General features: G+C 72.0%; 14 protein-coding genes. 3 read left to right on the top strand and 11 right to left on the bottom strand.

All coding sequences use genetic code 11. The features are described from left to right. Positions 1-448: 448 nt before the first annotated feature. From AB0B33_RS25320 to AB0B33_RS25285, 8 genes are all read right to left on the bottom strand, one after another. Positions 449-1,318 (bottom strand): trypsin-like serine protease, encoded by an 870-nt coding sequence (locus AB0B33_RS25320; RefSeq protein WP_360776183.1) that lies wholly within the window; start codon positions 1,316-1,318, stop codon positions 449-451. Positions 1,319-1,385: 67 nt separating this feature from the next. Further along, positions 1,386-2,012 (bottom strand): TetR/AcrR family transcriptional regulator, encoded by a 627-nt coding sequence (locus tag AB0B33_RS25315; protein WP_360776180.1) that lies wholly within the window; start codon positions 2,010-2,012, stop codon positions 1,386-1,388. 15 nt (positions 2,013-2,027) lie between these two features. Next, positions 2,028-2,912, bottom strand: a complete 885-nt coding sequence (locus AB0B33_RS25310; RefSeq protein ID WP_360776177.1) for a CU044_5270 family protein — start codon at positions 2,910-2,912, stop codon at positions 2,028-2,030. Next, the gene (locus AB0B33_RS25305) at positions 2,905-3,492 is read right to left on the bottom strand and encodes an RNA polymerase sigma factor (protein ID WP_360776174.1); all 588 of its coding nucleotides are present in this window, start codon (positions 3,490-3,492) and stop codon (positions 2,905-2,907) included. The genes AB0B33_RS25310 and AB0B33_RS25305 overlap by 8 nt, the downstream gene beginning before the upstream one ends. 102 nt (positions 3,493-3,594) lie before the next feature. After that, a complete protein-coding gene (locus AB0B33_RS25300; RefSeq protein WP_360776171.1) occupies positions 3,595-4,065 on the bottom strand; it encodes a MarR family transcriptional regulator in 471 nt (156 codons plus the stop codon). A gap of 151 nt (positions 4,066-4,216) precedes the next feature. Further along, positions 4,217-4,561, bottom strand: a complete 345-nt coding sequence (locus AB0B33_RS25295) for a hypothetical protein (RefSeq protein ID WP_360776168.1) — start codon at positions 4,559-4,561, stop codon at positions 4,217-4,219. Between the two features lie 117 nt (positions 4,562-4,678). Next, complete coding sequence (locus AB0B33_RS25290) at positions 4,679-7,804, bottom strand: family 43 glycosylhydrolase (protein ID WP_360776165.1); 3,126 nt, start codon at positions 7,802-7,804, stop codon at positions 4,679-4,681. A gap of 160 nt (positions 7,805-7,964) precedes the next feature. Beyond that, a complete protein-coding gene (locus AB0B33_RS25285) occupies positions 7,965-8,525 on the bottom strand; it encodes a helix-turn-helix domain-containing protein (protein WP_360776162.1) in 561 nt (186 codons plus the stop codon). Positions 8,526-8,629: 104 nt separating this feature from the next. On the opposite strand from AB0B33_RS25285, the gene AB0B33_RS25280 reads away from it, so the two are divergent. Further along, positions 8,630-10,183, top strand: coding sequence for a GMC oxidoreductase (locus tag AB0B33_RS25280; protein ID WP_360776159.1), 1,554 nt, complete (start codon positions 8,630-8,632; stop codon positions 10,181-10,183). Between the two features lie 37 nt (positions 10,184-10,220). After that, on the top strand, positions 10,221-11,387 hold the full coding sequence (locus AB0B33_RS25275) for a lipase family protein (protein WP_360776156.1): 1,167 nt from the start codon (positions 10,221-10,223) through the stop codon (positions 11,385-11,387). Here AB0B33_RS25275 and AB0B33_RS25270 read toward each other — a convergent pair. Continuing rightward, positions 11,339-12,346, bottom strand: a complete 1,008-nt coding sequence (locus tag AB0B33_RS25270; RefSeq protein WP_360776153.1) for a hypothetical protein — start codon at positions 12,344-12,346, stop codon at positions 11,339-11,341. The two genes, AB0B33_RS25275 and AB0B33_RS25270, sit on opposite strands and share 49 nt — an antisense overlap. Beyond that, complete coding sequence (locus AB0B33_RS25265) at positions 12,343-12,927, bottom strand: TetR/AcrR family transcriptional regulator (RefSeq protein ID WP_360776150.1); 585 nt, start codon at positions 12,925-12,927, stop codon at positions 12,343-12,345. Before AB0B33_RS25265 ends, AB0B33_RS25270 begins: the two co-directional genes overlap by 4 nt. Before the next feature lie 68 nt (positions 12,928-12,995). On the opposite strand from AB0B33_RS25265, the gene AB0B33_RS25260 reads away from it, so the two are divergent. Beyond that, positions 12,996-13,994 (top strand): hypothetical protein, encoded by a 999-nt coding sequence (locus AB0B33_RS25260; RefSeq protein WP_360776147.1) that lies wholly within the window; start codon positions 12,996-12,998, stop codon positions 13,992-13,994. 59 nt (positions 13,995-14,053) lie between these two features. On the opposite strand, the gene AB0B33_RS25255 is transcribed toward AB0B33_RS25260, so the two are convergent. Continuing rightward, the gene (locus tag AB0B33_RS25255) at positions 14,054-16,867 is read right to left on the bottom strand and encodes an AbfB domain-containing protein (protein ID WP_360776144.1); all 2,814 of its coding nucleotides are present in this window, start codon (positions 16,865-16,867) and stop codon (positions 14,054-14,056) included. Positions 16,868-17,013: the final 146 nt, after the last annotated feature.

The following is a 17,013-nucleotide window of genomic DNA, read 5'->3' as shown; positions in this document are numbered from 1 at the left end:
GTCTGCGCCGCGGCCGGGTGGTAGGTGACGGGCCCGGACTTCGTCGGCACGTAGGTCGTCACGAGCAGGTTGGCCCGGGCGCCGCCGCCCAGCCGGTCTGCTCGCGCGCTCGGGCGGTTGCCGTGGTGTGGTCCGGAGGTCGGATCGTTTCGCCGGACGGGCCGGGGATCGCCGGCCAGATGCCGGTGCGAGAACGGGGGCGGGTCAGCCGGTCCGGAACGCGCCGGGGCCATCCATCACGGCGGCGCCCGCGTCCCGGGCGCCGCCGGTCAGCCGTTTGGTCGCGCGCGGGCGTGCGCTGAGGTGGGGTCCGAAGGTCGGATCGGTCCGCCGTGGAGGCTGGGAGATCGCCGGCCAGGTGGCGGTGCGAGACGGGGTTTGGGTCAGCCGGCTCGGAACGCGCCGGGACCACCGATCACAGCGGCGCCCGCGTCCCGGGCGTCGCCGGTCAGCCGGTCTGCTCGCGGATCCAGTTGGCCACCACGTCCACCCGGGCGATCGTCTCCGCGCCCGGTTGCGGGCATGGGGGACCGGTGTTGACGATCGCCACCAGCGTGCCCGTGTGGTCGTCGTCCGAGGTGAAGAACGGGCCGCCCGAATCCTCCGGGCACGGGCCGTTTTCGACGGTTCGCTTGCCCACCGGCTGGGCCTCCAGCGTCGACTGGCCGATGCCCGACACCGTGAAGCGGCCGCGTTTCAGGTGGTCGGACGGCCCGAGCACGGTCGCCGAGTGGGAACCCCAGCCGGCGAACTGCAGTTGCTGGCCCACCACCGGCTGCTGGGTGTTCAGCGTGACCGGGGGGATGTCGTTGATCGCGAGGTCCAGCTCGGCCAGTGCCAGGTCGTTCACCGGGGACTGCTTGACGTCCACGACCCGGGCCGTGTGGCCGCCGGGGTCGGTGTCCTTGACCTTCCCGATGGTCACCGTCATCGTGTACGGCGGGCGGCCGCCGATGCGGGCGTCGGCCAGGTCGTGGAAGCAGTGGCCCGCGGTGATCACCCACTGCGGCGCGATCAGCGACCCGCTGCAGGCGCCGTTGCGCACGCCGCCGCCCGGGACCGGGATGTCGTCCGACGTCAGCTTCGCGTTGAAGGGCAACGTCGGGTTCGGCGCCGGCCGGGGCGTCGTGGTCACCGGTGAAGGCACCGGGGCCGCCGGGTCGGGCAGGCCGTGCCCGCCGGCCGCGGCGGCCAGGATCGGCCCGGCGAGCGTCGCTCCGGTGGTCGTGTGCGCGAAGGCGAGCCCGGCCCCGGCCAGCACCGCGACGGCCGTCGCCCGCGGCCGGAAGAGCCGCCGTCGTTGCGAAGAAGTCCTCACACCCCTGATACACGGGCGGGAGGCCGGAATGGTTGCGAGTTTCCGGCGTGAACCGCGTCGCCGCCGGTCAGGCGGGTGGCGTCGCGATCGACGGCCACAGCACCGCGACGACGGCGGCGGGGATCCCGTCTTTGTCGTCGCCGCGGTGGAACGCGGCGAAGTAGCTGCCGAAGCACAGGGTCGCGATGGTGTGCTTGTCGATGCCGTCCCGGACCGCGCCGCTCGCCTGGAGCTGGGTCAGCACGTTCTCGACCAGCGCGACCCGCGGTTCGACGGCGTGCTCGCGGACGATCTCGAGCAGCTCGGGGGTGCGGATCGCCTCGCCGGCGAAGTTGCCCATCAGCACCATCGCGTCCGGGTTGAAGTACGCGGGATCCAGCCGGCGGACGGCTTCGGTGAAGGCCTCCCGCGGCGCCATCCGGCTCAAGTCCACTGTGTACGAATCGCGCTGTTTGCGGAAGCCGTAGTCCAGCGCGTCCACGACCAGGTCGAACTTGGTGCGCCACCGGCGGTACAGCGTCGGGCGGCTGACCTTCGCGTCCGACGCGATGTCGCCGATGGTCATCAGCGAGTAGCCGTCGCGCACCAGCCGCGCCCGGGTGGCCAGGATGATCGCTTCGTCGAGCGCCGCGTCGCGGGGACGTCCGCCGGGCCGCGACGCGGCTTCTTCGTCGGTCGCGTCCCGGGAAGCCACCTCCGCAGCCTAACGTCAGGGGCGCTGACCCACCCGGTCGACGAAGGTCTTCACGGTCACCGCGCTGCCCGGGGTGCCCAGGAACCGGTGGGTGGTGGCGTCGAAGACGAGCACTTCCGGTTTGGCCTTCGGTGACGAACCGGGCGGGACCGGCCAGGTGATCCCGACGCCCGGGCGGCCGGCGCCGTCGGTGACGTGGTCCAGCGCGGTCAGGCCGGGTATCTTCGCCGCCGCCGCGAACAACGCCGAGTACGAGGCGGGCAGGAGGGCCTGTTCGTGGGCGAGGGTGACGACGTCCTTGCCCAGCGCGTTGACGTCGCCCCGCTCACCGCTGTGGTGCTCGTGGAGGTAGGCGAGCATCGCGTCCGCCGTGGTCGGCAGGTCCGTCCGGTAGGCGGGGGAGGGAGTGCAGTCTTCCAAGGTCCCCTCCCTGCTCGGGTCGTTCGCGCCGTAGATGGGCGCCTTGCCGTCGCGGCAGCCGGGGATCTTCATGTCGCCGATCCGGCCGTCGTGGGTCCCGTCGACGGAGAACCACACTTCGCGGGTCTGGTGGCCGGGGTACTCCGTCTTCACGTACAGGTACTGGTCCGCGCGCGGGGGCGTGGCCTGCTCCCCGAGGGCCGCGCCGGCCGCTTCGGTGAGCACCCGCACCGGGTCGGCCTGCGCGACCCCGACGCCGACCCCGGCGCCGGTTTCGCCGGCCGGGGCGAGCGCCACCACGGCGGTGATGCCCGCGGCCAGCCCGGCCGCGGCGCCCGCGGTCCACCACCAGCGCCTCGCCCGGCGCGGCCGCCCGGTTCGCGCCGCCGCCAGCAGCCGGTCCCGGGCCGGGACGAGCTCTTCCGCCGTCGCGAAGCCGACGGCGTCCGCGCGATCGCGGATCAGGTCCAGCTCATCCATGGTCCGAGGTCTCCTTCACGAGGTTGAGAGCGCCGAGTTCGGCGCGGACGCGGTGGCGGGCGCGGTTGAGCCGCGACTTCACGGTGCCGACGGGAATGGCCAGCGCTTCGGCGACTTCCTGGTAGCCGAGCCCTTCGGCGGCGACGAGCAGCAGGACGTCCCGCTCGCGCGGCCGGAGGGCGGCCAGCGCCCGGTCGAGCCGGTCGCCGAGGGCCCGGGCGCTGACGCGGTCGGCGACCTGCTCGGCGTGCCCGGCTTCGGCCGGTGGCGGCCCGAGGGCCAGCCGGAGCTTCAGCTCGTTCACCTCCGCCCGCCGCTGCCGCGAGACCAGGTTCGTGGCGATGCCGTAGAGCCACGGCCGGGCGTCCGGGCGCGCCGGGTCGAACTTCGCCCGCTTGTCGAACGCGATGAGGAAGGTGTCGGCGAGGACGTCGTCCGCGGCCGCCGGGCCGAGCCGCCGGACCAGGTAGCGGTGGATGTGCCGCGCGTGGCGGTCGAAGATCACCGCGAACAGGCTCGGCTCCCGCCGCGACCGCGTGATCACGCTCGCGTCGTCGTCTTTCGTGTCTTCCCGGGTCATCGCCCGCCTTCCGCTGCTGCCGGTGTCCTCAGCTGTTCACGGAAGGGGCGGAACGGGTTCCAGGATCGAGGGCGTTCCCGGCGAAAAGTGACCCAGGTCACGTCAAGAGCAGTCTTCGGCCGCCAGCATGCGGCGGTTCGCCTCCCCGAGACCGTCGGCCAGCGCGCTCAGCTGAGCCGGGGTGAGAACGTCGAGCAGCAGCTCCCGCACGAGCGCGACATGCCCGGGCACGGCCTGGTCCAGCAGGGCCGCGCCTTCGTCGGTCAGCACGGCGTAGACGGCGCGGACGTCGCTCTCGCACGCGCGCCGCCGCACGAGCCCGGCCTGCTCGAGCTGGCCGATCTGGTAGGTCAGCCCGCTCTTGGAGTTGGAGACCGCGCAGGCCAGCTCGGCCATCCGCAGCTCGCGGCCCGGGGCGGCGCCGAGCCGGGCGAGGATCTCGTACTGGAGGTGGGACAGGCCGGCGTCGCGCTTGAGCTGCTGGTCCATCCGCTGGTGGAGCAGGGTGAAGCTGGTGCGGAACGCGTTCCAGGCCCGCTTCTCCTCGGAGCTCAGCCCCCGCGCATGACCCATGCCACCACGGTACCCGGTGTTCAAATTCGAACCCAGGCTCCGGCTCAGCGCCGTTCGGCCACCGTCGCCAGCTGTTCGGTGATCTGGTCGAGCAGCTCGGCCGCGGCTTTGTCCAGCGCGGCGAGGTCGGCCAGGGTCGTCTCTCCGGTCGTCACGGGCACGGCTCCTCCGCGAAGGGCCGGTGGCGGGCGACGACGGCGTCGGCGAACGCGGTGTGCACCCGGAGGTACTCGTCGCGGCCGACCGCGGTGTCGGCCCATTCGTGCCAGCGGATGTGCGCTTCGGCGACGTCGATCTGCGCGGCGGCCGCCACCGTGGCGGGCGAGGTGCCGGCGAGGATCGCGTGGTGCATGAGGGACGGCGACGAGCGCCGGGCGAGCTCGGCCAGCGCCGCGAGGCGGGCGAGCTCGGTGAGCGTTTCGGACGCGACGGGACGCGGGCGCGGCCGGGGGACCGGTCGGGCGTTTTCGAGGCCGTCGGTCAGGACGCTGGTCATCAAACGACTCCTGGGCGGAAGCGGCGAAGCAACCTGAACGGTGGACGTTTACCCCGCGCTGGCAGGGGTAAACGTCCACGCTCGTGATCTCCGTCTCACCGCTTCGAGTGATCCTGGCTAGATCGCCCGGACCGCTCCGCAGTGCCACGGGATCCGCTGCGGCCGCACGCTTTCCAGCGTCGGCGCGACCGGGGCGATCGTGCCGTCGCGGCGGAAGGTGAGCTTGTCGATCGTCGTCTCGCGGTGGGTGCCGTCGCCGCCCGGGATGCCGAAGCGGTGGTAGGCGAGGTACCAGTCGTCGGTGCCCGGGACCTGCAGCATCGAGCTGTGCCCGGTGCCGAGGACGCCGAGGTGGGCGTCCTTGCTCAGGATCAGGCCGCGGTTGGTGAACGGTCCCGCCGGCGAGGGCGCCGTCGCGTAGCCGACGCGGTAGTCCTCGCTGCGCGTGTCGTCGATCGACCAGCTCAGGTAGTACGTGCCCTTGCGCTCCGCCATGAACAGGCCCTCGCGGAAGCCGTCGAGGCCGGTCAGGTGGGTGATCTTCGCCGGGTCGAAGGACACCATGTCGTCGTTGAGCGGGACGACGTAGGCGTTGCCGTTGCCCCAGTACAGGTACGGCTGCCCGGTGTGGTCGCGGAAAACCGCGGGGTCGATCGCCTGGCCGCCGTCGGGGTTGCTCGCGATCAAGGGCTTGCCGGAGTCGACGAACGGGCCGGTCGGCGAGTCGCTCACCGCCACGCCGATCTTGGCTTCGGCGCAGAAGTAGAAGTAGTACTTGCCGTCGTGCTCGGCGATCGTCGGCGCCCAAGCGTTCTTGTCGGCCCAGCTCACGTCGGGGCCGAGGTCCAGGATGACGCCGTCGTCCGTCCAGTGCACCAGGTCCTTCGACGACCACGCCGAGAACTTCGTGCCGCTCCAGCCGTCGAAGCCGTCCGTGGTCGGGTAGAGGTAGTACGTGTCGCCGAACGCGACGATGTTCGGATCGGCGGTGAAGCCCGGCAGGACGGGGCTGCGCACCTCGTGCGCCTCGACCGTCCACACGCGACGGTCGCCGCCCGCCCCGGTGACCGTGAACCGCTTCGGCGTGCTGAGGTCGACCGGCTTCCCGTTGCCCGGCTTGATGGTCGAACCCGGCGCGAGGCCGAACGTCGGCGCCAGCTTGCGCAGGTCGGTGCCCGGCTTGACCGGCAGCACCACCGTCCCGGCGCCGGAGTCGACGACGGCCGGCGTCTTGAGCGAGGCCAGCTCCACCGAGCGGATGGCGGTGCTGTTCGACGGCAGCGCGGAGACCTCCACCCCGGACAACGCCCGGTCGTAGAGCCGCACGTCCTTCATCTTGCCGATCAGGGTCTTGTCGCCCGCGTACACCGACCGGCCGAGGTAGTTCGCCGCCGTGACGCCGCCGCCGAGGTCCGACGGCTTGATCGTGGCGTTCGCGTTGCGGGCCACTTCGACGCCGTCGAGGTAGAGCACCGCCACGCCGTCGCCGACGGTCAGGGTCACGTTCTTCCAGACCCCGCGCGGGAGCCCGCCGGCGGAGGCCACCTGCTGTTCGGTGGTCCAGTTCCCGGTCGCGATGGCGCCGCGCAGCCCGCCGCTCGCGGTGCCGCCCGTGGTGAACAGGTAGCCGTTGCCGGTCCCGTCCTCGGCCGTGTTGCCCAGGCCCCACAGGAAGTACGGCGTCTGCTGGCCTGGATCGACCAGGACGTCGGCGGAAACGGTGGCCGCGGCGGCGCCGGTGAGCAGGTTGTTCGGCAGCTGCACGTGCCCGTTCCTGCCGCCGAACGCGAGCGCGCCGTCGGTCCAGCTCACGTCGCCGGCGAGGGCGCCGTCGTAGCCGTGCCCGGTGGTGTCGGCCGCGACCGTGCCGGACTTCGCGTCGAGCGGCCAGTGCGCGACCAGGCCGTTCGCGTCGGCCCGCACGGGTGCCGGGGGAGCGCTGAGCCGGTTCATCTCCGCTTGCGTGACGGGCAGGACGGTGCCGTGCCGCGGTGACGCCGGCAGGTGCGCGCCGGTCGACATCGTCCACTTCCCGGAGTTCAGGTCGGTGGACTCGAACGGGACGTACCCGCGGCCGCCGAACTCGTCGATGAACAGGTACCACTTGTTCTCGGTGTTGGACTTGAAGCCGGTGGGCCCTTCGCCCGCGGAGAGGCCGGGACCGGTCGCCGTCGCCTTGCCGATGCAGTCGGCCACGAAGCCGTAGTGCGGGTCGAGCAGGTCGGTGGACTTCTCTTCGGTGATGAACTTGCTGCACGGCGTGGAGGACGTGGTGTTGCGCTCGTCCTTGGTGAAGCGGTAGTAGGTGTCCTGGTCCTTGATGACGGTCGAGTCGATCACCGAATAGCCCGGGTCGATCCACACCTGCGGCGCGCTGAAGGTGACGAAGTCGCGGGTGGTCGCGTACATCATCCGGTTGTAGCTGTCGCCGGTGTGGTTCGGGTCGTTCTCGGCGTAGAGCTTGGAAGCCCAGTAGACGACGTAGGTGCCGCGCTTGGCGTCCCAGAAGGCTTCCGGCGCCCAGGTGTTCCCGGCGGTCGGCGGCGAGACCTGCACGCTGCGCTGGCGCGACCAGTGCGCGAGATCGGTGGACTCCCACACCATGATCGACCGGCTCCCGGTCCGCTGCGCGGCGTCCCAGCCGCGGCCGGCGTAGATCCGCAGGTCGGTGGCGAGGAGGTAGAACTTGTCGCCGTCGGGGGAGCGCAGGATGAACGGGTCGCGCACGCCGAGTTCGCCGAGGCTCGACTTGAGGACCGGCCGGCCGTTGTTGAGCTCGGTGAAGTTCAGCGGGTCGTTGCCGCGGCTGAGCGCGGAGTAGATCTGCTCCCCGTCGGAGGTGCCTTCGCCGGTGAAGTAGAAGAAGCTGTACCCGGCAAGGGGTTCCTGGACGGGCTTGGGCACGACGGTGGCGGTGAACCGCCGCGTGACGCTGTCACGGCCCGCGCTCACCTTCGCGGTGAGACCGACGTGCACGGGCTCGCTCCCCGACGGCGGCCGGGTCACCTCCCCGGTCGGGGTGATGACGGCGGGCGCGCTCGACGTCCAGGTGACGGTCGTGCCGTCCGGGCCGCCGGCGGGGAGGGTGAGGTTGCCGCGGACGTCGTCGATCCCGGGCACGGAAAGGCTTTCGGCGGCGGCTTTCACGGCGGCCGGTGGCGCGGCGCTCGCACCGGGGACGGGGACGAGTGCGGCCACGAGGGCGAGCACGACGCCGAAACGGCGCGGGGAGGACAACTTCATCGTTGTACCCTTCGGGCAAGATGTTAACGTTAACATCGGGCGGGCACGCTGACTTTATGTCCGCTCCGGGTGGTGGTCAAGAGCCGATCGGTCTCCGCTGTCCCCGGTCGCGTCGCCCCGATTCGACGAGATCCGGCCGAGCGGGTGAGTGACCGCGCGATCAGCCGCCCGCGCCGGCGAGGCCGTCCAGGAACACCCGCACCAGCCGCTCCGCCGGTTCCGTCCGCTCTCGCGGCGCCGGCCCGGCGACCAACGCCGCTTCGTGCATTTCGAACAGCAACGCCAGGTCCGCCGGTTCCAGGTCCGCGCGCACTCCGCCCTCACGCTGGGCTCGCTCGAAAGCCGGGCGCAGCAACGCGATCAGGGCCTGCGTGTACTGCCGCTGGCTGCGTTCCGGCAGCTCGCGGAACACCCGGACGAGGGGCCGCCGCCGGGCTTGCATCGCCAGGACCCGCCACAGCAGCTCTCGGAACGGTTCGTCGCGGACCAGGCCCTTGAGCGCCGTCAGGTGGTGGGCCGCGACGGCGAACGCCAGTGCCGTGCGGTCGGGGAAGTGGCGGTACACCGTCGCGCGGCCGAGACCGGCCCGGCGGGCCACTTCGTCCAGGACGACGTCGGCCTCTTCGCTGAACACCTCGTCGGCTGCGCGCAGGATCGCTTCGCGGTTGCGGCGCGCGTCGACGCGGCGGGGTACGGCCGGTGACGGTCGCCCTGCGCGCATGGGCCAGCACGTTACTCGTGAGTAGTGAGACCGGCAATCCGTTCCATCTCTCGGTTCGGGTTCCTACCGTTACCCCAGGTCACGACCACCGCCGGAGGAGCCTGATGCCCGTCCTGAACCGCCGCACCGTCCTGAAGGGCGCCGCCGCCGTCGCCGGGGCCGCCGCCCTCGGGGCCGCCCGGGTCACCCGCGAGGAACACCGGGTGGTCGTCATCGGGTCCGGGTTCGGCGGCGGGGTGACGGCGCTGCGGCTCGCCCGGGCCGGCGTGCCCGTGCTGGTGCTCGAACGCGGCCGGCGCTGGCCGACCGGGCCGGACGCCGAGACGTTCCCGCACCCGACGTCGCCGGACAAGCGGATCTTCTGGCTCGGCTCCGCGCCCTCGCTGCCGGGACTGCCGTCGCTGCCGCCGTTCGAGCGCTACACCGGGCTGCTGGAACAAGTGAGCGGTCGAGGCATGAGCATGATGTGCGCGGCGGGTGTCGGTGGCGGCTCGCTCGTCTACCAGGGCATGACGCTGCAGCCGACCGCGGAGCTGTTCCACGCCTGCTTCCCCGAACAGCTCGACTACGCCCGGATGGCCGCCGACCACTACCCCCGCGTCGCCGCGATGCTGGGCATCGAGACCGCGCCGGACGCCCTCGTCGAGAGCAGGACCTACCGAGCCGCCCGGGTTTTCGCCCGCAACGCGCGCAACGCCGGTTACGACGTCGAGAAGATCCCGATGCCGATCGACTGGGACTTCGCGCTGCGCGAGCTCGACGGCGAAGTGAAACCGTCCTACACCAACGGGGACTGCGCGCTCGGGGTGAACAACGGCGGCAAGCACTCGGTCGACGTCACCTACCTCGCCGCCGCCGAAGCGACCGGCCGCTGCACCGTGGCGGTCCTCCACAACGTCACCGATGTCGCGCTCGCGCCGGACGGCCGCTGGGAAGTCCGCGTCGACCGCATCGACACCGCCGGCAACGTGCTCGAAAAGAAGATCCTGACCGCGAAAGCACTCGTGATGGCGGCCGGCACGGCGAACACGACCCGGCTGCTGATGCGCGCGGGCGCGAAGGGCGACATCCCCGACCTGCCCGACGAACTGGGCGCGGGCTGGGGCACCAACGGCGACCGCATCTACACCTGGACGAACCTCGCCGACGACTTCGGTGCCCCGCAAGGCGGTCCGGTCGTCTACGGCAGCAAGGAGTGGGACGACCCGGCGACGGCCAACACCGTCATCCAGGCGTCCCTGCCGCCGCTGCCGGACCTGCGCACCACGATGCTCGTCGGCTACGGCATCAGCGCCGGGCGCGGCCGGTTCGTCTACGACGCCGCGAAGGACGACGCCGTCCTGCACTGGCCGTCGGACGCCGACGCGAAGCTGAGCGCGCGCATCCACGAACGCATCTCCCGCATCGCCGGGCCGCTCGGCGTGCTGCTCGACACGACCGCCGTCGTGCCCAGCACCTGGCACCCGCTCGGCGGCGCCGCGATGGGCACGGTCTGCGACCTCGAAGGCCGCGTGCTCGGCCACCGCGGCCTGTACGTCCTCGACGGCGCCCTGATGCCGGGGACGACCGCCGCCTGCAACCCCTCGATGACCATCGCCGCCGTCGCCGAGCGCGCGCTGGACCACCTGATCACCGAAGACGTCGACCGCGTCTTCTGAAGCAGTTCCCCGACAACGGACTCGACGAGGAGTTCCCATGCGTCGCTTGTGGACGGTCCTGCTGGCCGTTCTCCTGGTGTCCACCACGGCGAGCCCGGCGAACGCCGCGGAGCCGCCGCAGGGCCCCGCCGGAGACGCCTTCTACACCCCGCCGAGCCCGTTGCCGGCCGGTGCCGACGGCGACGTCGTGTGGTGGCGGCCGCTGCCGGACCAGCCCGGGGCCGAGGGCTACCTGGTGCTGTACCGGTCGCGGTCCGCGACGGACACCCCGATCGCGGTGTCCGGCCGGGTCCTGGTGCCGGCCCAGCCGTGGACCGGCGCCGGGCCGCGGCCGATCGTGTCGGTGGCCAGCGGCACGCGGGGCATCGGCGACCGCTGCGCGCCGTCGAAGTTCCAGCCGGACTACGAGAAACCGCTCTTCGTCGACGCGATGCTGAGCCGCGGCTGGGCGGTGGCGATCACCGACTACGAAGGCCTCGGCACACCCGGCACGCACACCTACGTCGTCGGCCGGTCGGAGGGCCACACGGTGATCGACGCGGCCCGCGCGGCCACCCGGCTGCCGGCCGCGGGCCTCGCGGCGGGCGGTCCGGTCGCGTTCTCCGGCTACTCCCAAGGCGGCGGGGGAGCGGCCTGGGCGGGGGAGCTGGCGCCGTCGTACGCACCCGAGCTGGCCGTCGCGGGCATCACGGCCGGCGGCACGCCCGCGGACCTGGACGCGGTGGCGAAGAACCTCGAAGGCAGCGTCGGGTTCGGTTTCCTGCTGCTGTCCGCGCTCGGCCTGGACGCGGCCTACCCCGAGCTGGACCTGCCCGCCTACCTCAACGACCGCGGCCGCACGCTGTACGCGACCCAGCGGGACGCCTGCGTCGACGCGGTGTTCGGCTACGCCTTCGGGCACATCGCCGACTACACGACGGCGAACCCGCTCACCACGGCGAAGTGGCAGGCCCGGCTGGCCGAGAACAAGCTCGGCGCCCGGCCGCCGAAGGCCCCGGTGTTCCTGTTCCACGGCACGGCCGACGAGATCATCCCGCTCGCCCAGGCGCAGACCCTGCGCCGCGAATACTGCGCGGTGGGGGTCCCGGTCACCTGGGGCGGCTACCTCGGCGAGCACGTGACGACGCTCGCGTTCTCGGCCGGCGACGTCGTGGGCTACCTGGCCGGCCGGTTCGCGGGCAAGCCGGCGCGCTCCAGCTGCTGAGCGATTTCCCCGGCGGGGTACGGGGTCTTGCGGCTTTCCCCGTGCAGGGAAACGTAGAACTCGTTCACGACGACCGCGAGCGGGGCGTAGCGCCGCAGGAGCCCGGCCGAGGGCAGCTCCGGCAGCGCGCGTCCCGCCGCGCAGTCGCGGACGAAAGCGTGGCGGACGCGGTAGTCCGGCTCGGGGACGAGCGGCCGGACGATCGAGTTGACCAGGTGGGTCAAGACGTAGGCGCGGTCGTGGTCGGCGTGCCGGGCGAGGAACTCCGCCTCGGCGCCCGACAGCGTGAAGTCCGGCAGCGCCGCCAGGCCGAAGTCGGTGAGGTACAGGCGTTCGCCGTCGGTGAGGACGTTCGCGAAGTGCGCATCGAAGTGCTGGACACCTTGCCCGGCCAGGAATTCGGTGACGGCCCGGAGGTCCCGGTGGGCGAGTTCGATCCCTCCGGGGTTCCGCTCGAGCCACCGCGTCAGGTTCTCCGGGACGTGTTCGAGGCACAGCACGAGGTCCGCGGTGGCGCCGTCGAGGGCTTCGAGCCGCCGCCGCACGCCCGGGTCGCCGTGCCAGAACGCGACGTCGTGCTCGAGGTCGGTGCGGGGGCGCGGCAGGCCGGGCAGGACCCGCCAGTGGTGCAGCAGCGGGAAGTTCCCGCACTGTCCGGTGCGGACCCAATCGCTGGCCGCCCGGTGCGCGGCCAGCTCCCGCCACGCGCCGCCGCCCGCGGAACCGACGCCGTAGTGCGACCACGGCGGCAGGCCGTACAGGTCCGCCGTCGAACCCTCGTGCCGCCGCTCGACGTCGGTGAGCGCGACCCGCTTCACGAACACGGGCTCGCCTTCGACCGTCAGGAGCCAGGTCGAGCCGCCGATCCCGGTGCCCAGCGGGCGCGCGGCGGCCAGGAAGTCGTCCGGTGCGTCCGCGAGGGCGTCGGCGATCTTCGTGTGGCGCTCGAGCCGCGTCACCGGCGCCGGACCAGGGGCAGGAAGACCTCGTCGACGATCTCGACGAGCACGGAGTCGTCCACTGTGGTCAGTCCGCGAGTGAGGTATTCGTTGCGCAGCAGCACGAGCGCGACGGTGGCGACCCGCGGGTGCCGTGCTCCGGGCGGCGCATCGCCTCGGGTGATCGCGTGGTCGACGACCGTCTGCCAGGTGTTCGTGACACCTTCGGTGGCCTGTTCGTTCAGCTGGGCCAGGAGCTCCGGTTCGTCGCCGACCCCGGCCAGGAGGCCGCGGAGGATCCGGGCGGCGGGGGAGGACTGGCCGCAGTTGATCGCGCGCAGCAGGGTCAGGGCGTCTTCGCGCAGGTCACCCGTGCCGGGCGGGCTCAGCCGGTCGCCGGCCAGGTGCCGGTAGGCGGCGACGCCGAGTGCGGCGCGGTTCGGCCAGCGGCGGTAGAGCGCGTTCTTGTTGGTGCCCGCCCGCAGGGCCACGCGTTCCATGGTCAGCCCGGCGTAGCCCGCCTCGGCGAGCTCGTCCGCCGCGGCGCGCAGGATCGCGTCTTCCAGCTCCGTCCCCCGGCGCCGGGTCTTCACTTCGGCCATGGATACCGACCGTACCGTAGTTGTAGGGTACGGTACGTACCGTACCTAAACTGGGAGGAGCTTCGCCCATGCGAGCCAAGGGCATCGGCTACGACACCGGCCTCGCGCGCGACGGGCGGTTCAACCGCCCCTTCGACGCGGACCTGGTCCGCCGCGAGCTGACGATCATCCGCGACGACCTGCACTGCACGGCCGTCCGGCTGATCGGCACCGACCTCGACCGGATCGAATCCGCCGCGCGCCAGGCGGCCGCGCTCGGGCTGGAGGTGTGGTTTTCGCCGTTCCCCTGGGACCGCCGGCCGGAGGAGATCCTCGCGCAGTTCGCCGACGGCGCGGCCCGCGCGGAACGGCTGCGCGCCGCGGGTGCCGAGGTCGTGTTCGTGACCGGCGCCGAGCTGAGCCTGTTCAACCACGGCTTCGTCCCCGGCGACGGCCTCGAGGACCGCGTGGTGAACCTGCTGGCGTCCCGCGAACTGGTGGCCGGCCTCCCGGCCCGCGTCAACGAGTTCCTCGCCCGCGCGGCCGGGACGGTCCGGGCCCGCTTCGTCGGCCGGATCACCTACGCGTCGGTGCCGTTGGAGCGCGTGGACTGGGCGCCGTTCGACATCGTGTCCGTGGACGCGCACCGCTCGAAGGAGGTGGCGCACGGCTACCGCGACGGCATCCGCGCGCTGGTCGCCGCGGGGAAGCCGGTGGCGATCACGGAGTTCGGCGTGACCCCGTACCGCGGCGCGGCCGACCTGGGAGCCCGCTGCGGCGAGATCCTCGAGTACGAGGGGGACGTCCCGGTCCGGCTGAAGGGCGCGTACGTCCGCGACGAAGAGGAGCAGGCGCGGTACTTCCGCGAACTGCTGGAGGTGTTCACCACCGAAGGCGTCGACGCGGCCTTCGCGTGCACGTTCGTCTGCTACGGGCTCTGGCACCGGGAAGATCCCGCCGAGGACCTGGACATGGCGAGCTGGGGCGTGGTGAAGGTGCTGGAGAACGGCACGGGCGAGACGTACCCGGACGTGCCGTGGGAACCGAAGGCGGCGTTCGGCGCGCTGGCGGAGTGCTACGCCGGGTGAGCCGGTGGTCCGGTGGTCCGGTGGTCCGGTGTGGACAGTCCACACCGGACCACCGCCGGTCACGGGGCCCAGGGCGCCGCCACGGTCCAGCTGCTGTCCGCCGACACCGTCTGCGGGCGGTCGGAGCCGGTGCCCGCGCCGGACGCGATGTACACCGCCGAGTCGAAGTGGCGCAGGTACGCGCCGGGGATGTTGAGCGACTCGAACGTCACGCCGGTGCCGCCCAGGCCCGGGCGGCTGCAGAACGTCGCGTCCGCGCGCATCAGCGCCGACCCGTCGTCCGGCGAATTGCGCACGCGGCCGTCCTGGTGGCGCAGGAACTGGCCCGGGTAGTTCACCGACTCGAACGAGTAGCACGACGACTCGCCCAGCCCGCGCCGCACGGTGTACGTCGCGTCCTGCTTGAGCAGCGCGCTGCTGCCGTTGTTCACCACCTCGGTGTAGGCGAGGCCGTTGGCGTGGCGCAGGTAGCGGTCGGTGTAGCCCCACGTCGTGACCTGCAGCGACTGCCGTGCGTTGACCGCCAGGGGTACCGAACTGCGCCAGAGCGCCGGCGCCGAGACGTCCCACGTCGCGTCCGCGGCGAAGCTCGTCGCGGTGTCCCACGGGTTCGGCCCGCCGCTGACGGCCAGGTAGACGCTCTCGTTGTAGTGCCGGATGAACCGGCCCGGGAAGTTGAACGACTCGAACGACGTCCCGCCGGCGGCGAGGCCCGGCCGGGAGCACCAGGTGGCGTCCGCGGCGAACGAGCCGCCCGTGTCGCCGTCGATGCGGACGCGGTTGTCGGCGTGGCGCAGGAACTTCCCGGGGAAGTTCGCCGACTCGAAGGAGAAGCAGCGCGGGTTCGCGAGCCCCGCGACCGTGCGGAACGAGCCGTCCTGGCGGGCCCCGTCCGCGCTGCCCGTGGTCAGGACATCGGTGCGGGCGAGGGAATCCGCGTGCCGCAGGTACCGGTCGGTGTACCCGGGCGTGGTCACCCGGAACGACCGGAGGTGCCCGAGCGTCAGCGGCACGGCCGCGTTGAGGTTCTTCGAGGCGGTGATCAGGTCGGTGTGCGCCGCGCGGACGCGGGCGGTGTCGACCTTCTGCACCCGCCGGTCGTAGGTCAGCAGCCCGTTGTACTCGCCTTCGACGTCGGTGATCTCGGTGTAGACCGACGCCGACAGGCCCTTGGTGAGCATCAGCTGCTTCGCGTCCCGGACCATGCCGGTGTAGCGGTCGTTCAGCTGCGCCGCGCTCGCCATCTGTTCGTAGGCGAAGAAGTTGCCGGTCGGGCTGTACTCGTGACCGGGGTTGCGCAGGCCGAGCCCGCCGAACTCGCCGAGCACCGACACACGGTTACCGGACGGGCGGGGCGCGTCCGGTCCGGTGTAGACGTGCCAGTCGATGATGTCGCCGGTGCCCGGGTCACCCTTCGAGGCGCAGCAGTTGAACCCGCTGTGCGCGTTCACCAGCCGGGTCGGGTCGTAGTTCTTCAGGCTGGTCGTGACGCGCTTGGTCTCGTCGAGGTTCCACTCGCCCCAGCCTTCGTTGAACGGCACGTACGTGACGACGGCGGGGGAGAAGCGGTGCTCGTCGACGATCTCGCGCGCTTCGGTTTCGAACTCGGCGATCTGCGCCGGCGTCCGGTTGCTGTCGGCTGTCGGTGTCGACGGGATGTCCTGCCACACCAGCAATCCCAGCCGGTCGGCCCAGTAGTACCAGCGCGCCGGCTCGACCTTGATGTGCTTGCGGACCATGGTGAAGCCCAGATCCTTGTGCTTCTGCAGGTCCGAGGCCAGCGCCGTGTCGGTCGGCGCGGTGTACAGGCCGTCGGGCCAGAAACCCTGGTCGAGGGTACCGATCTGGAACACGAACTCGCCGTTGAGCGTCGGCCGCAGGACGCCGTTCACGTTCTTCGTGCCGATTTCGCGCATGCCGAAGTAGCTGACCACCTGGTCGGCCGTCGCGCCCGAGGCGGTGCGCAGCGACACCCGCAGGTCGTAGAGGAAGGGGTCGTCGGGCGACCACCGCCGCGCGTTCGGCACCGGCACCGAGAACTCCGTGAAGCCACCGGTCGCGCTGCCGACGACGGCACCGCCGGTCATCGATTCGGCGAGTACGGAGTACCCGCTGACGTTCCCCCGCCCGAACACCCGCACGCGCGCGGTGTTGTTCGCCAGGTTCGGGTAGATGTCGACCGAGAAGATCGACGACGGCGCCGTCGGTTCCAGCCAGACGGTCTGCCAGATCCCCGAAGTGGGCGTGTAGAAGATGTTCGACGGCGTGGTGGCCTGCTTGCCCACCGGCTGCTTCTCGCCGCGGCCGTCGGTCGGGTCGTACACGCGCACGACGAGTTCGTTCGCGCCGCCGTTGAGCCGCGCCGTGATGTCGGCTTCGAACCGGTCGTAGCCGCCCTTGTGCGCCGCGACCTGGACGCCGTTGACCCACACGGTCGCTTCGTAGTCGACGGCGCCGAAGTGCAGCTGCACGTTCCGGCCGGCCCAGGCCGGCGGCACGGTGAAGGTGCGGCGGTAGAACATCAGGTCGCGGTTGTCGTTGCGCATGATGCCCGACAGTGCCGACTCGACGGGGTAGGGCACCAGGATGCGCTCGGGCAGCGTCTGTCCCAGCGGGGGTGCGGCGTTGCGGTCGACGCTGCCGCCGGAGCCGGTGGCGGGGTTGAGGAACTCCCACTCGCCGTTGAGGGACTGCCAGTCGGGCCGCGTCATCTGCGGCCGCGGGTATTCCGGCAGCGGATCGGTCGTGCTGACCTGCGACGTCCACGGCGTCGACAGCGGCGGTGGTTTGGGGGTGACGGCGGCGTTCGCGGGTGCGGTCACCACGACGAGCGGCGACAGCAGCGCGAGGACCAGGACGACGAGACGGCGCATCGAACTCCTCCGAGGACGCGCACGGAACCGCGCACCGGCCTGGCGGGGACGGCGGAGCACTCCGGGCGGGGGCGGGCACGCCGAGCCCGGAGCACTACCGCGGGCTCGTCAAACCGAACGTAACACGGAACACGGGCAAACGGAAT

The organism is Amycolatopsis sp. NPDC049159, assembly GCF_040648295.1.
Lineage (GTDB): Bacteria > Actinomycetota > Actinomycetes > Mycobacteriales > Pseudonocardiaceae > Amycolatopsis > Amycolatopsis pretoriensis_A.
Note: the sequence above shows the minus strand (reverse complement) of the source record. Positions and strands in the feature narration are given on the sequence as shown.

Bases quoted from the DNA above. Each gene is read 5' to 3' on its own strand.
- AB0B33_RS25310 (WP_360776177.1), bottom strand. From the start codon at position 2,912: ATGGATGAGCTGGACCTGATCCGCGATCGCGCGGACGCCGTCGGCTTC.
- AB0B33_RS25305 (WP_360776174.1), bottom strand. From the start codon at position 3,492: ATGACCCGGGAAGACACGAAAGACGACGACGCGAGCGTGATCACGCGG.
- AB0B33_RS25300 (WP_360776171.1), bottom strand. From the start codon at position 4,065: ATGGGTCATGCGCGGGGGCTGAGCTCCGAGGAGAAGCGGGCCTGGAAC.
- AB0B33_RS25295 (WP_360776168.1), bottom strand. From the start codon at position 4,561: ATGACCAGCGTCCTGACCGACGGCCTCGAAAACGCCCGACCGGTCCCC.
- AB0B33_RS25290 (WP_360776165.1), bottom strand. From the start codon at position 7,804: ATGAAGTTGTCCTCCCCGCGCCGTTTCGGCGTCGTGCTCGCCCTCGTG.
- AB0B33_RS25285 (WP_360776162.1), bottom strand. From the start codon at position 8,525: ATGCGCGCAGGGCGACCGTCACCGGCCGTACCCCGCCGCGTCGACGCG.
- AB0B33_RS25280 (WP_360776159.1), top strand. From the start codon at position 8,630: ATGCCCGTCCTGAACCGCCGCACCGTCCTGAAGGGCGCCGCCGCCGTC.
- AB0B33_RS25275 (WP_360776156.1), top strand. From the start codon at position 10,221: ATGCGTCGCTTGTGGACGGTCCTGCTGGCCGTTCTCCTGGTGTCCACC.
- AB0B33_RS25265 (WP_360776150.1), bottom strand. From the start codon at position 12,927: ATGGCCGAAGTGAAGACCCGGCGCCGGGGGACGGAGCTGGAAGACGCG.
- AB0B33_RS25260 (WP_360776147.1), top strand. From the start codon at position 12,996: ATGCGAGCCAAGGGCATCGGCTACGACACCGGCCTCGCGCGCGACGGG.
- AB0B33_RS25255 (WP_360776144.1), bottom strand. From the start codon at position 16,867: ATGCGCCGTCTCGTCGTCCTGGTCCTCGCGCTGCTGTCGCCGCTCGTC.